The organism is Occallatibacter sp. (assembly GCF_049802275.1).
Classification (GTDB): Bacteria; Acidobacteriota; Terriglobia; order Terriglobales; family Acidobacteriaceae; genus Telmatobacter.
This window is the reverse complement of the sequence record NZ_JBARMD010000218.1, coordinates 1-13,825: the sequence shown is the minus strand read 5'-3', so window position 1 is coordinate 13,825 and position 13,825 is coordinate 1. Positions and strand designations below refer to the sequence as shown.

The window sequence follows — 13,825 nt, the reverse complement described above, 5'->3', positions numbered from 1 at the left end:
GTCGGACGATCCAGATGTGTGACAACGACCGTCTTCGGGCGGCGATCTCGATTCGGAGTTTGCTTCCGCATTCGTGCCCTGGGCGCTCTGCCGGCATGGAGGTCCCCATGGCTAAACAGAGTCATAGAAGGTGTGATCCAGTTGCCGGTCCGCATCCCGATGCTGCTGGGATGGATGTGGGAGCGAGTGAGCTGTTCGTCGCCAGTCGGCGCAGATCGAGATCCGCAGTCTGAAATGATGACTTCAGTTTGATGCACTCGGCAAAATTCGACGGGATTCCAATTTTCGTTGGCTTCTTGTTCGCGGTATGCCCACTAGTCGCAACCAACAGCCACCAGAACAGCCACCAAACGATTTTGGCCTCTCCGGTTTCGAGAGGCCAGCTCAATCTAAATTATTTGTTTTTATGGTGCCGGGAGGGGGGGTCGAACCCCCATGACCGCAAGGGCCGGCGGATTTTGAGTCCGCTGCGTCTGCCAGTTCCGCCATCCCGGCATGGGGTGGGGTGCCAACAAAAGTATCGCATATGCGCTGATTACAGGGCTAGTTGAAGCGCGAGGGCAGTTGAGCCGGACGAGCTGACGGGGTGCGCGGATCTTGCTGCGCGGATTTGCGGGCAGGATGGTCGCCGATGTGGCTGGCCGCCATCGGATGCTGCGGATTTCTGGCAAATAATCCGGCCTAAGTCCTTTCCAAAAGCATCCTGACGAGCGGCGCGGCAATCCCGTGCGACAATGGAGGCAATCGTGATGACTACTGCCTCTTCTGCAGTCGTTCCCGATCCGGTCGTAGTAACTCCGGAGTTGCTGGCTCAGCACAGCATCACTCCGGACGAATACGAACGGATTCTGGCGGCACTGGGACGCGTCCCTTCCCTCACCGAGCTGGGCATTTACAGCGTGATGTGGAGCGAACACTGCTCGTACAAGTCGAGCCGTGTGCATTTGAAACGGCTGCCTACAAAAAGCGACCGCGTGGTGCAGGGGCCGGGAGAGAACGCCGGCATCATCGACGTCGGCGACGGGTGGGCCTGCGCCTTCAAGATCGAAAGCCACAACCATCCCAGTTATATCGAGCCGTACCAGGGTGCGGCGACGGGCGTTGGCGGAATTCTGCGAGACATTTTTACGATGGGTGCGCGGCCGCTAGCGGTAATGGATTCCCTGCGCTTCGGTCCGATCCAGCCTGAGCCAGGCGTTGAGCCGGAAATTGTTGCGAAGAACCATTCCATTGTCGAAGGCGTGGTAAGCGGAATCGCTGGATACGGTAACTGTTTTGGCGTGCCGAACCTGGGCGGTGAAACCAAGTTTGAGCCGTGCTATAGCGGCAATCCGCTGGTGAACGCATTCGCGCTTGGGTTGGTGCGCAAGGACGAAATCTTCTACGGCAAGGCCACGGGAACCGGCAACCCGGTGATTTATGTAGGCGCGAAGACCGGGCGCGACGGTATTCACGGCGCAACGATGGCCAGCGAGGAATTCCACGCGGGTACTGAAGCGAAGCGGCCGAATGTGCAGGTTGGCGATCCCTTTATGGAGAAGCTGCTGCTGGAGGCCTGTCTTGAGGCAATGAAGACCGGCGCGATTGTGGGCATCCAGGACATGGGAGCCGCGGGGCTGACCTGCTCGACCTGTGAGATGGGCGCACGCGGCGGCGTGGGACTCGATGTGGAACTCGACTTCGTTCCGCAGCGCGAAACCGGCATGAGCGCTTACGAAATCATGCTGTCGGAGAGCCAGGAGCGGATGCTGCTGGTGGCCGAAAAGGGACGCGAAGATGAAGTGCTGCGTGTTTTTGCGAAGTGGGGGCTGGACGCGGTAATCGTGGGCACCGTGAAGCCGGAATCCCGGTTGCGTATCCGGCATCACGGCGAGTTGGTGGCCGATATTCCGAATCAGTCGCTTACCGATGATGCGCCGCTGTATCACCGGCCGGTGGGATCATGGACGTCGCACATGCCGCCGGATGCTCCGGCAGAGGCAATGGACGAACTTGCAAAGGACCGGGACTTTACTGCAGATCTGAAGCATCTGCTGGCGAGTTCGAATGTCAGCTCAAAGCGCTGGGTTCATGAGCAGTACGACACCATGGTGCAAACCAATACTGTTCTCGGGCCGGGTGGAGAAGCCGGAGTGATGCGCATCAAGGGGACCGGTACTTTGCATCATGAGCGCGGTCTGGCCATGGCCCTCGACGGGAATGGGCGATGGTGTTATCTCGATCCGAAACTGGGAGCGATGCACGCCGTGGCAGAAGCCGCACGCAAGGTTGCGATGACCGGCGCGTTGCCGGTGGCGGCCACGAATTGTTTGAACTTCGGCAATCCCGAGAAGCCGGAGATCATGGCGCAGCTTTCGACGGCGATCGACGGAATAGCTGAGGCATGCACGGCATTGGGGACACCGATTACCGGCGGAAATGTTTCTCTCTACAACGAGACCAAGGGTGAAGGAATCTATCCTACGCCGGTACTGGGGATTGTTGGCCTTCTTGACGATGTGACGAAGGCTGTCCCGGCGGGATTCCAGAAGAGCAACGACGCGATTCTGCTGATCTGGCCGGTGCCGAGGGGAGAGCAGCCGGATCCAAATCTCAAGGTTCCGGCGCATCCGGCTCCCACAGATTCTACGTCGAGTATAGTTCCCGGAGTCATGGGCGATGAGCCTGTAGTTGTAAGCGAAGAGTCGCTGGTGGCAGACCAGTCGGCGTCCGCAGAATTGAAGAGCTTTGGTTCATCGGAGTACGCGAAGGTTGTGCTAAACGCGACGTGGGGGAAACCACCTGATCTAGATCTGGAAGCAGAGGCAGATCTGCACACGATGCTGATCCAACTGGCGAATCGCGGACTGATGCACTCGGCCCGCGACATAGCAGACGGCGGTGTCGCGGTGGCGTTGGCACAGTCCGCGCTTGCAAACAACATCGGTGCTCGAGTGGAGCAGGAACAGGCGCTCATGGTGCATCCGCTGTTCGGTCTGTTTGCAGAGCAGGCATCTACGGTGCTCCTCACGGCGGATCCTGAGCGAGTCTCGGAGATTGAAGAGATCGCAGAGCATTTCAAGTTCAACGTCGCCCAGATTGGAACAACCGGCGGAACCCGGCTCGAGATCGCGGTGTACGGGGATGTGTTCATTTCAGCTTCAGTTGCGGAACTGCGGGAACCTTGGTCGAATTCGTTGGAAGCAGCACTCCACAACGAGGTGACGGCATGAGCCGGTTGCTGTTTCAGGGGGTCGAAGGCGAGATGGACACGACTCCCACCCTTGCCGCAACAGACACGGCAGGGATGGGCCACCCGGATTTAGTCGATCACGGCGACGAACTTCACGAGGAATGCGGCGTTGTGGCTATCCACGGACATGCAGACGCGGCTCGGATGGCATACCTGGGACTCTATGCGCTGCAACATCGCGGACAAGAGTCTGCAGGCATCGCTACTGCCGATGGGCATCATCTTGCCAACATCAAGGGCATGGGTCTGGTGTCGGAGATCTTCACAGATGAAGTGCTGCAGAAGCTGCCGGGACAAATGGCGATCGGGCACACACGCTACTCGACTACCGGCGACTCGGCTCTGTTGAATGCGCAGCCGATTCGCGTGGATTCCACGAAGGGGCTGATTGCGATTGCGCACAATGGCAATCTGGTTAACCTTGGCAATGTGCGGGCGAAGCTTGAGCGCGATGGGGCTTATTTTCAGACCACTTCGGACTCCGAAATTATTGTGCAGCTCATTGCGCATTCGAAGGCCGGTTCGCTGGTGGATGCGATCGCCGATTCGCTGCGGCAGGTCGAAGGCGCGTTTTCCATTGTGATGATGACGCGCGACCGGATTTTTGCGGCCCGCGATCCGCGCGGATTCCGGCCGCTTTCCATCGGACGCATCAAAAATCCCGAAGGGCCCGATACGATTGTGTTTGCCTCTGAGACCTGTGCGTTTGACCTGCTGCGCGCCGAGTATGAGCGCGATGTGCTGCCGGGCGAACTCGTGATGGTGACGGAAGATGGCCTGACGAGCCGCCAGTATGCGACGGGCGTTGCGCAGTCTAGCTGTGTGTTTGAGCATGTTTATTTCGCGCGCCCCGACAGTCGGATCTTCGGCCGATGGGTGCAGGAGAGCCGCGACCAGATGGGGCGGCAACTGGCGCGCGAGTCTGGCGTGTCTGCGGACGTGATTGTGCCGGTGCCTGACTCGGGCGTGACCGCGGCGCTGGGCTACGCGGAAGAGAGCGGCATTCCTTTTCGATTTGGATTGATTCGTAACCATTATGTAGGGCGTACTTTTATTGAGCCGGAGCAGCGGGTGCGCGATTTTGGCGTACGCCTCAAGCTCAATCCGGTGCATAACCTGCTTGAAGGCAAGCGTGTGGTGCTCATCGATGACTCCATCATTCGCGGGACGACGAGCCGGAAAATCGTGCGCATGGTGCGCGGAGCGGGCGCAAAGGAAGTGCACCTGCGCATCAGCTGTCCGCCAACCATTTCGCCGTGCTTTTACGGTGTAGACACACCAAGCAAGAAAGAACTGATCGCAGCCAACAACACCGTCGAGGAGATTCGCCGTTTTATCGAGGCCGATTCGCTGGCCTATCTCTCACTGGAAGGTTTGCTGAAGGCTTGCGACGGCAGTGAGCACAACGGCTACTGCACTGCCTGTTACACCGGCAAATATCCGACGGCGTGGGTGGATGTGGATGAGATTCTGCCGGCCGCGGAGAGCGTCCAGGTCTGAGCACCCCGGCCCGGGATGCCCGGTTGTGATGCTTTGAACAATGTGCAACCATGCGGTTGCGCTTGGAAATAAACTCAGGCAAATATTCAGCCAACAGAACTTAGCCAAATGGGGTTGCTTATGCCCGAAGTCCCTTCCGGCATTTCCTGCCGACGGAGATGATCCTCCGTTTGGGTGCCGGTGGTGAGAAAGAATTCATTCATCTCAGTTCTGGAAGAACTCGGGTAGAAGAAGAAGTAGCCGTCACACCACTTCAAAAGTGGTAAGGCTAGTCTGCAATTTCTCCTCCCAGTGATGAATCCGCAATCAGATCGGGTGGGGAAACTCGGTCCCACAACAAGCAACCCCATGCAAACCGAATCTGCAATCAAATCTCCCCGGCAATGGTGGCAAAAGCATTGCTCAAGATGCTCACACCTCATGGATGTCAAGTGTTGCGTCATCGCCCGGCATTCCAAATCGAACATTCCAAAAGCCAAATAACCTCCACGGTTTTGCAGGTTCTCTCCTTCATCTCAGGCAGAATCATCTGGACGAGCATGATGCTCATCGAAGGGACCGAAGCGGAAGGGCATACCCCCCACCCCCCCCCTCTAAATTTGCAGTTTTCCACAAAAAGTTTGCCGGAAATTCGGCGCTTGAAATGCGACCAATTCAGTCGCCTGTGAACGACGTTTGCTCAGGATGACAGCCTATGAGGTGATTAGTCCCAAATCACACAGAAATTCCAAGTCACACGGGTTCGTTGGCGAGGGCTGCGATCCGTGCCGTCGCGTACGTTCGCGCGAGGTTGCGCATGAGGAGGAACATGACGAGCGCAGCACCGAGACTTGGCACGAGGAGGCCGCGCAGGCCCAGCCAGTAGCTGCCGGTCGCATCTTTTGTTACGCCCATCCAGTAGGGTCCGATAAAGCCGCTGAACATCGTGATGGTGTTCATCGCGGCGATGCCTGCTGCCGCGGCACGACCGGCCAGAAACTGCGTGGGCACCGCGAGTGCCGGCCCCTGCATCGACATGAAAGCGACGAAGCTCAACCCCAATGAGGCAACGATGAGCCAGGGTACGCGCGAATAACTTGCCGTCAAATAACCTGCGCCCATGATGATGCAGGGAATGATGCAGTGGAAAGCTCGTTCACCGGTTCGATCAGAATGCGCGCCGTTCAGCAGCATTCCGGCGGCACCCGCAAGACCAAAGCCTGCTATCAGAAATCCGACGTTCGTGACGCTCCAGCCCGTAGCCTCTTGTAGAATCACCGGCGCGGAAAAGTAGTAGGCATAATTCGCTGTCAGCGCGCAGAGAAAATAAGCTCCGATCATCCAGACTTTAGGAGACAGCAACGCCTGCAAGACGCCCGCTTCGTGGCCCAGGTGTGCATGCACAGAGTCAGAGTCGAGCTGACGCTTGAGCCACATTCTCTCTTCGGCTGTAAGCCACTCAGCCTGCATCGGGCCGTCAGGAAGTATCCACAGAAAGACGAAACTGAAGAGCGTCGCGGGCAAGCCTTCCAGCAGAAAGAGCCATTGCCAGCCGGCCAGACCCAGTTTTCCTTGCAGCCCCAACAGCCAGCCGGCGACCGCACCCATCAAGACCGAGCTGAGAGGGAGCGCGATGTAGAAGCGGCTGACTGCGCGTGCCCGCATTTTGGCGGGGAACCAGAGCGTGAGGTAATAGATGACGCCGGGAAAAAATCCCGCCTCGGCCATGCCAAGCAGCAGACGAACGCTGTAGAACTGCCACGGCGTTCTGACGAACATCATGGCGGCCGCGAGCAGACCCCAGGTCAGCATGATGCGGGCGAGCCATCGTTTGGGGCCGAAGCGCAGCAGAAGCAGGTTCGATGGCACTTCACAGAGCGCGTATCCGATGAAGAACAGTCCTGCCCCCAAACCATAGACCGTCGCGCTGAAGTGCAGGTCGCTGTTCATGCGCAGCGAGGCGAAGCTGATGTTGATGCGGTCCATGTATGCGAGTCCGTATCCGATGGAGATGATCGGGAGGAGGCGGATCGCGGCTTTGCGCTGGGCTGAAGCGCCGATGGCGGCGTCGCTGCGAGGATCGGGATCCTGGTTGGGCTCGGGTCCAGGTGTTGACATTCTTGACGGCCTCGGGTTCGGACGCTGTGGGGGAAACGGGCGGCGTAGTAAGGCGAATCTATCACACCGCTGGAAAGAGGGCATCGAGAAAGGGTGCCCTAGTCGCTGTAATATAGGCTGCCCGATTATGCTGAGGATTCGTCAGATGCGCACCGATCGCGCAACTCCAAGTCTGAGGTGGTCATGTCGGATTCGCGGTGGCTTTTTGGCAGCGCGGTCTTTCTGGGTGCGTTCCTGTTGTTTCTTGTAGAACCGATTGCCGCCAAGCAACTCGTGCCAGTGCTCGGCGGATCGGCCGCGGTGTGGATTACGTGCCTCGTCTTCTTTCAGACAGCTCTGCTGTGCGCCTATCTCTATGCGCACTGGATGGCACAACGGCCTCGGTGGCCTCTCTATTTTGCCTTGCTTCTGATTGGGTTCGCCTCAACTGTGGGCTGGTGCATACGAAATGCGGGCGCGGGCGGCGGTTCAGCGCATCCTATTCTGACAGTCTTTCTGGTGCTGGGAAGCACGATCGGCCTTCCTTTCCTGGTGCTTGGGACAACCAGTCCGCTGATGCAGGTGTGGTGGGCGCGGCTGCATGGTTCGTCCATTCCCTACCGCCTGTTTGCCTTATCGAATCTGGCCTCTCTGTTGGCCCTGGGACTTTATCCGACGCTGATCGAACCCCGCATGACTCTGGAGGCGCAGCGCATTGCCTGGTGCTGCGGCTTTGCGGTCTTCGCAGTGATCACTGGCGCGCTGGCGTGGAAGGCTCGAACGGCGACCGCGAATACCACGATGCAGAGCGCTGCCATCGTTGAAGAAGGACCGCCTGCAGTGCCGATGCAGAAGCTGCTCTGGATCCTGCTACCGATGGGAGCGGCAATGCAGTTGAGCGCCGTAACCAGCTACCTGACTGCGAATCTCGCGGCCATTCCCCTGTTGTGGGTTCTGCCGCTTGGGGTGTACCTGCTGACGATCATCCTTGCGTTTGAATTCCCTCACCTGCTGCCGCGCGGTCTTGTGGCACGCTTTTTGATCTTGATGCTGGCGGGGCTGGGCTATGCGCTCTCGAAGCAGGACGTGGAGTGGCCGCTGAGAATCAGCATCGGCTTTTTCCTGATCGAAGCCTTCGCATCGTGCCTTTTTTGTCACAGTGAGGCTTTTCGGCTACGGCCTCCGCGCGCATCTGAGTCAACGCTCTTCTACCTGATGTTCGCAGCGGGCGGAGCCCTGGGGTCATTTGTGATCGGCATCGTGTTTCCGCTCGTCTTTCGCTTCAACATCGATCTCGTGATTACCTGCTGCTTCACTGCGCTGCTGGCATTTCTGGTGACCTGGGAGGACGGATGGAACTCGCGGTTGCTATGGGGTGTAGCCACAATCGTGATGGGTGTGCTGATCTTCTGGATCAATATTGTGAATCAGCGCGATACGACAGTCGCAGTGCGCAACTTCTATGGCGCGCTGCGCGTAAAGCAGAAGGTCGGCGTCCCTGGAATTACTTTGCGCACGCTGACCAATGGCAACGTGGAGCACGGAACACAAATCTTTGGCACCGACGAAGAGCGCAAAACTCCCACTAGTTATTACGCGCGGGACTCGGGCGTCGGACTGGCCATCCGCTTTTGTTGCAATGGGCGGCCGCGCAACATCGGTGTGATCGGCTTGGGCGCGGGCACAATCGCCGCATATGGTCACCCGGGTGACCGCATCCATTTCTACGAAATCAACTCGGCTGTAGAGCCAATCGCACGAAACGTCTTCACCTATATCCGCGATTCTGGCGCAGAGGTGTCAATCACTGGGGGCGACGGGCGGACTTCGCTCGCGCAGGAGCCGCCGCAAGGTTTCAATGTGCTTGTGGTGGACGCGTTTTCAGGGGACGCAATTCCGTTGCATCTGCTGACTACACAGGCGCTGGAGCTGTATCGAAAGCACCTGGCTCCGGGCGGCATCATCGCCTTTCACATCTCGAATCGGCATGTGGATCTGGAGTCGCCGATCGCGCTCCTGGCCAGGTCCGCGGGGATGCAGGCAGAGACATTTACGACCGCCGCCAACGATCAGCTGGGCGAGTTTACGGCCACGTGGATGTCGGTGAGCGACAATTCGGATTTTTTCGCGCAGCCCGAAGTGGCGAACACGGCCCGTCGACCCCAGGAAATTCCGGGTCTGCGGCTCTGGACCGATGATTTCTCAAGCCTTCTGCCGGTTCTGCACTGGTAGGTGGTCTGTGTCACAAGACGTTCACACTCCCTGTGTGATAGCATCCGTTTTCTTAAAGCTAGACGCCCGGCGGATCGCTTCTGCACCATGCCGCCCGGCGCCCGCCGGGGACTCTCCGCATGGACGAGGAAGACGGCAGATCGGGCCCTCGAGGCCGGCAACTCGGACGCATTGACGTCCTGATGGACGCCTCTGAGATTTCCCTGTGCTCCCCTCCTTCACATTTCAGGTTTTCAGCCGGGACGCGTGCTGCATTTCCTGGTTCCGGCTCATTCACAACAGCAGTGCATTCGCATCCATATCCGTTTCAAGGAGAATTGCAATGAAAACGTACCAGGGAAGTGAGATCCGCAACGTAGCTGTAGTGGGGCATGCTCAGAGCGGCAAGACGACGTTGATTTCCGCTTTGCTGCATGCCGCCAAGATGACACCGACTCAGGGTAGAGTGAGCGACGGTTCGGCCGTGACCGCGTATGACGAAGAGGAAATAGCGCGCGGAACGACGATGCAGAATGCCATTGCCTTTGCCGAATGGCAGGGCGTGAAGATCAATTTTGTGGATACGCCGGGATTCCACATGTTTTCGCATGAGGCGCGTGCTGCGCTGCTGCCTGTTGAGGCAGCCTGTGTTGTGGTGAACGCCCAACATGGCATTGGGCCAGTGACGGAGCGGGTGTGGAAGTACGCCGAGGAGGCCAACGTACCCCGGTTTGTCGTGATCAACCAGATGGACCATCCGAAGGCCGGTGGCGGCGGCGGATTAAGCGCATTGATTGAGGATCTGCATGAGCGTTGGGGACGCACTTGCGTCCCGGTGCAGATGCCGATTTCAGATGCGCAGGGTTTCCACGGTGTGGTTGACCTGGTAACGATGGAAGCGTTCTATTACACGCCCAATGGCGATGGACGCGGCAAGATTACGGGCGAGATTCCGGCGAGCATTGCGCAGCAGGCGAAGGAGGCGCACGAAGCCCTCGTCGAACTTGTTGCTGAAGGCAAAGACGAGCTGATGGAAGAGTATTTCGCGCAAGGGACAATTCCCGAGCAGCACCTGATTACCGCGCTGCACGAGGCTATTCGCGAAGACCGTATCTTCCCCGTTTTATTTGCCAGCGGCGGAACGAATGTGGCGACCGATCACCTGCTCGACTTTATCAAGGTTTACGCGCCATCACCTACAGAACGCGCGCCGATGCCGGTAAGAACGCCGGCGATGCAGACTGTGGCCGTAAACGCCGAGGGCGCCGACGCTGGAGCAGGCGGCGGTGTTTCGTTCCGCAAAGTCGAAGACGGCGAACCCACGGCTCTGATCGTGTTCAAGACGATGAGCGATCCGTTCTCTGGCCGGATCAGCTTCTTCAAAGTGGTCAGCGGCGTAGTAAAGAACGATGCGACGCTCGAGAACTACACGCGGCGCGGACAGGAGCGCTTCTCGCACCTGAGCGTCATGCAAGGGCGTAAGGCCGTTGAAGTCGCGGAACTGCATGCAGGCGATCTGGGCGCAGTGGCCAAGCTGCGCGATACGCTCACCGGGGACACGCTGGGAGCGAAGGGCGGCGATATTCAGGTTGATCTTGCTCCTTTGCCTGAAGCGGCCATGACGTACGCCATCGAACCGAAGAGCCGCGCAGATGAAGACAAGCTGGCGCCGGCGATTCACAAGTTGATGGAAGAGGATCTGCTGATTCGGTTCTTCCGTGATCCGCAGACCAATGAATTTTTGATTGCCGGTGCGGGACAACCACACATCGAATCGATCGTATCGCGCTTGAAGAAGCGTTATCACGCCGAGGTGACGCTGAAGGCGCCCAAGGTGCCGTATCGCGAAACGATTCGCGGCAAGGCCGACGCGCAGGGGCGCCATAAGAAACAATCGGGCGGCCATGGCCAATTCGGCGACTGCAAGGTCAGGATGGAGCCTCTGCCCCGCGGCGGAGGTTTTGAATTCGCCAGCGAAGTCTTTGGGGGAGCCATCCCGCGTAACTTCATCCCGGCGATCGAGAAGGGTGTCGTCGAGTCGGCTGCTCGCGGTTATCTCGCCGGCTACCCTGTGGTCGACTTCAAGATCATCGTTTACGACGGCAGCTATCACGACGTCGACTCCAACGAACTTTCGTTCAAAAAAGCTGGTCGCCTCGCCTTTCGCAAAGCCATGGAACAAGCCAAGCCCTGCCTACTGGAGCCCATCATGAAGGTTGCCGTTGAGGCTCCGGACGAATTTGCAGGCGCGCTCATGGGAGACCTGAACGGACGCCGCGGACGCGTGCAGGGCATGGAGTCGAGGGGACGAACGACCGTCATCAACGCCGAGGTTCCAATGGCGGAAATGCTGACCTACGGCACCCAGCTCACCTCCATGACACAGGGCAAAGGCAGCTATCGTATGGAAATGAATCACTACGACATCGTTCCGCAACTGGTGGCCGATAAGATTCTGGCTAACGCCAAGCGGCCGGTGGAGGAGGAAGAAGAATAGCCTGTCGTCGGTAGCTGCAGTGTTTGGCAGCGTGACTATCAGTTCTCAAGTATCCGCGGTCGCTTTCAGGGGTGTGTTTCCGGGAAGCGATCGCGGATATTTTGTCTCAGCCGTTGATCACTGTTTCGCTTGTTCTCTTTGAGGTTACTCCTGCAAAATATCCTGTTTGAAAAGAACGTATCTTCGACGGCCATGAAGTTCCGTAGGCTGCCCTATGACGGTTGTGGTTCACGTGGGTGTCTTTCCGACCGCCGTTTTCTTAGAATGGTAAGCACTCTATGAAAAAGGTCGCGGACAAGATTGATTTGTTTCCAGGTGTTCTTCGGGGAGACGGAGATGAAGTCCAGTGCAAGTGCACGGTGGCGCTTGTGACAAAGCTGACCCCTGGAACTTCTGCGAATGCTGTCTTGACCAGTCTTCGGATCGACTCGGCGGACCAATCGCCCCCAGATGGGATTTATCGCCTTAATGTTCGCGGCCGAGTTTTCAAGATCCGACGCGAAGGCGGCAAATGGCCGATTGTTCGGCTCTAACGATCGCTGAACATTTTTCCTTTATTTGACAACCAGGGCAGTTAGAGCGAGCTTTCGCCTGCAGCTTACCCAGGCCTCAAAAGCGAGATCCTTCGACAAAGCTCAGGACAGGCCCTGGGGCACCATGTTTGTGGTTCACTGGCATGCTGGTCTCAATCTGCGCGTCTTCACGGCAGATCAATTTGCAGGATCTGGATTGAGTAACCTGGCAGCGATATTGAGAAATTGCTGCTCACGTCGTGTACTGGCGACTCCACCGGTACCAGACGATTAGGATCGTCGATGCTGTTGGTGGTCTGGGTGTCGGGCGCGCTCAGCCGAACCAGCTTCGCCATGGCCTTGGGTTGAGACCCGGGCATCGCGATCTGGAGCGGCTGCGAAGCTGACGAGGCGTTGACCAGCTTGAGATAGAGCTGCTTCTTTGCCTTGTTGAGGGTGGCCGAGTAGAAAAGCTTCGGCCCGGCATTCTCCAGCTTTGATGCGACGGTGTGATCGCCAAGATACGACGCGAACATCACCTGCGCATAATAGGCAGGCGAGCCGTAGCTCTTCAAGGTGTTGTAACCGATGAGATCGGTCTCCCACTGCATTCCGCCGGGATTCACATTCACCAGCAGCGGTGCGTAGGCGGCCATCACGATCAGATCGCTGTTGCGTTCGAGGCCTGTCATCCATGCGGCGTCGCCCAGTGCAGCGCCCATGTTTGGCGTAGGAGATCCCTCGCGGGTGGCCCACTCGCCGACGAAGATCTTCGGCCCGCTGCGATCGGCCTTGTCGTAGTGCGTTGTATCCGCAAAGTTCTGCGTCGCGCGCACGTAGTAGTGATCGTCCTGCACGTCGGGCTTCATTTGTTTGAGAGGCATCGTGGCGATCAGTTGCAGGTCAGGATACTTTGCCTTGATGGCCTTATAGAACTGCGCGTAGCGGCCTTCATAGCTGCCTGATTTGTCGAAATTGTCTTCGTTGCCGATTTCAACGTAGGTGAGCTTGAAAGGAGCGGGGTGTCCGTCTTTCACGCGCTCGGCGCCCCACTTCGTCTCAGGTCCGCCGGTCACGTATTCCAGTTCATCGAGCGCGTCCTGCACGTAGGGTTCGAGATCGGGGCCCGGGTTCACGTGCTCCTGCGCCATCGAGTATCCGCCATAAACCGCCAGCACCGGCTGCATATGCAGGTCTTCACACCACTCCAGAAACTCCAGAAAACCAAGCCCGTCGGACGAGTGGTAACGCCAGGGGCTCGGATGCGTGGGCCTGTCGACCAACGGGCCGATGGTCTTCTTCCACTCGAAGCGCTCGTTGATGTGATCGCCTTCAAGGTAGTTGCCACCCGGGAAGCGCAGAAATGCTGGATGCATCGCCGCAAGCTTGTCCATCAGATCGACGCGGTTGCCGTTGACGCGATTGTGATACGTCGGCGGAAACAACGAGACGAGCTGCAGCCAAAGCGTGCCTGCATGGCCGGCGGAGATGACGAGGTGATTGGTCGCCGATGGCTCGATCGCGCCTGTCTTCAATGCAACGGTGTACTGCTTCCAGTCGGAGGTAATGCCGTTGACCGTCTTAGTGGCAACGGGTTTGCCCGTGAGGTCATTCACGAGGCTGACAATGATCGGTCCCAGCGCTGTCGAATCAGACTTTGCGTAGAACGATCCCTTGTACTCGGTGTTTGCATGAAGCGCCATGCCCCACCAGCCCGTGTTGAGAACGCCTGCCTGGTTGCGCTCGTCGGCCTGTTCAATTTCGATCTTGAGGCTTTTAGGAAGCGCAGTGCTGGGG

Annotated in this window: 6 protein-coding genes and 1 tRNA gene; 4 read left to right on the top strand and 3 right to left on the bottom strand. The window is 58.2% G+C overall.

Features of this window, described 5'->3' with window-relative positions; genetic code table 11:
• Window positions 1-407: 407 nt before the first annotated feature.
• Window positions 408-495 (bottom strand) — tRNA-Leu (locus WA354_RS07565).
• Between the two features lie 254 nt (window positions 496-749).
• Between WA354_RS07565 and purL the strand changes: the two genes are divergently transcribed.
• Window positions 750-3,212, top strand: a complete 2,463-nt coding sequence (purL, locus tag WA354_RS07560) for a phosphoribosylformylglycinamidine synthase subunit PurL (RefSeq protein WP_472812390.1) — start codon at window positions 750-752, stop codon at window positions 3,210-3,212.
• Window positions 3,213-3,286: 74 nt separating this feature from the next.
• The gene (gene purF / locus WA354_RS07555) at window positions 3,287-4,732 is read left to right on the top strand and encodes an amidophosphoribosyltransferase (protein WP_472812391.1); all 1,446 of its coding nucleotides are present in this window, start codon (window positions 3,287-3,289) and stop codon (window positions 4,730-4,732) included.
• 732 nt (window positions 4,733-5,464) lie between these two features.
• On the opposite strand, the gene WA354_RS07550 is transcribed toward purF, so the two are convergent.
• Window positions 5,465-6,829 (bottom strand): MFS transporter, encoded by a 1,365-nt coding sequence (locus WA354_RS07550; RefSeq protein ID WP_472812389.1) that lies wholly within the window; start codon window positions 6,827-6,829, stop codon window positions 5,465-5,467.
• 183 nt (window positions 6,830-7,012) lie between these two features.
• Here WA354_RS07550 and WA354_RS07545 point away from each other — a divergent pair, with 183 nt between their 5' ends.
• Window positions 7,013-9,040: a fused MFS/spermidine synthase gene (locus WA354_RS07545; protein ID WP_472812388.1), complete on the top strand. Its 2,028-nt coding sequence runs from the start codon at window positions 7,013-7,015 to the stop codon at window positions 9,038-9,040.
• A 322-nt stretch (window positions 9,041-9,362) separates the two neighbouring features.
• Window positions 9,363-11,516, top strand: a complete 2,154-nt coding sequence (gene fusA / locus WA354_RS07540; protein ID WP_472812387.1) for an elongation factor G — start codon at window positions 9,363-9,365, stop codon at window positions 11,514-11,516.
• 700 nt (window positions 11,517-12,216) lie between these two features.
• Here fusA and WA354_RS07535 read toward each other — a convergent pair.
• Window positions 12,217-13,825 (bottom strand): alpha-L-arabinofuranosidase C-terminal domain-containing protein (locus WA354_RS07535; RefSeq protein ID WP_472812386.1); only part of this gene is annotated, 1,609 nt, incomplete at its 5' end.

Coding starts and splice junctions, on each gene's coding strand:
- purL (WP_472812390.1), top strand. CDS start 750: ATGACTACTGCCTCTTCTGCAGTCGTTCCCGATCCGGTCGTAGTAACT.
- purF (WP_472812391.1), top strand. CDS start 3,287: ATGGGCCACCCGGATTTAGTCGATCACGGCGACGAACTTCACGAGGAA.
- WA354_RS07550 (WP_472812389.1), bottom strand. CDS start 6,829: ATGTCAACACCTGGACCCGAGCCCAACCAGGATCCCGATCCTCGCAGC.
- WA354_RS07545 (WP_472812388.1), top strand. CDS start 7,013: ATGTCGGATTCGCGGTGGCTTTTTGGCAGCGCGGTCTTTCTGGGTGCG.
- fusA (WP_472812387.1), top strand. CDS start 9,363: ATGAAAACGTACCAGGGAAGTGAGATCCGCAACGTAGCTGTAGTGGGG.